At 45.5% G+C, this 1,043-nt stretch carries 1 pseudogene; it reads left to right on the top strand.

The annotated features are described in order from the left end of the window. Positions 1 to 1,043 (top strand): annotated as a pseudogene (locus R7M72_RS25945) (hypothetical protein); the annotation flags it as partial.

Genomic DNA, 1,043 nt, shown 5'->3' with positions numbered 1-1,043 from the left:
TCACTGATAGCACGCCAAATAGCGACAACTTGGTGCCTGAAACGCTAGTCAACAACAAGCTAACCGTCAACAAAACCGTAGAAGACGCAGCTGAAGATAAATTGGATAAGCTACCAGAAATCGTAAAAGGTGCTTCATTTGATGGCGTTGAGCTAAACATCGAAGGTCTTTTCAAAGACAAAGACCAAAGCCTTGTGAACACAAAACTGACGCATAATTTAGCGGGCACAGGCATTGAAGTTGAGCAAGTTGGTAACCTAATTGTTCTACACCCAACCGCTATCGTAGAAAAATCCGGTGATTTTGAGATTGTTCTAACGGCGCAGGACAAAAACTCTAACGGTGATGTGCTATCAACTGTGAGCACAGTATTCGAAATCGAAATCGAATCTGCAAACTTACCACCAATGGTTGTTGAAGCAGAGCAAGCTCGCCTGCAATCCATTGTCGATGGCTGGTACCTACAACAGGGCGAACTGTTTGAACAAACGCTCGATATTTCTGGTTTGTTCCAAGATAAAGACGGTCAGATCACCGATTACTCAGCGGACTACGTAGGCATTGAAGGCCTATCAGCAATTGAAGATGGCAATGCGATTGTCACCATTAAAGGCACACCGACAAAAGCTGGTGAATCTGGTGCAGCACTTACCATTAGCGCAACAGATGGTCATACCGCAGTGCAGATTGCACTCAGCATGCCAGAAGTAAAAGAAGGCGTTACGCCACCACCAACGGCTCACCCATTAGAGGGTAAAACTTGGTACTACCTAGAGCACGGCTCTGATGATGGTGATGATAACGATGAGTTTGACTACTCTCGCGTATGGTGTGAATCAATCAAGTTTGAAGGTGGTGTTGTTTACGGCAACGTTCGCAGCTCAGAAAACCGCACAGAATGTACTGACGCAGACACACAAAAGGAGCAAGCGACGTACAAAGTAGAAAACGGTCGTCTGATCGCAACATTCCAATTCGAAGAAGATGGTGAGTCACTGACTGAGTCTTTTGAAGTTGACGTTGCTGGTAATGCCGACGAACTT

The sequence above is a fragment of the Vibrio sp. YT-18 genome (genome assembly GCF_033337345.1).
Lineage (GTDB): Bacteria > Pseudomonadota > Gammaproteobacteria > Enterobacterales > Vibrionaceae > Vibrio > Vibrio alginolyticus.
This window is presented reverse-complemented; position numbering and strand designations above follow the sequence as displayed.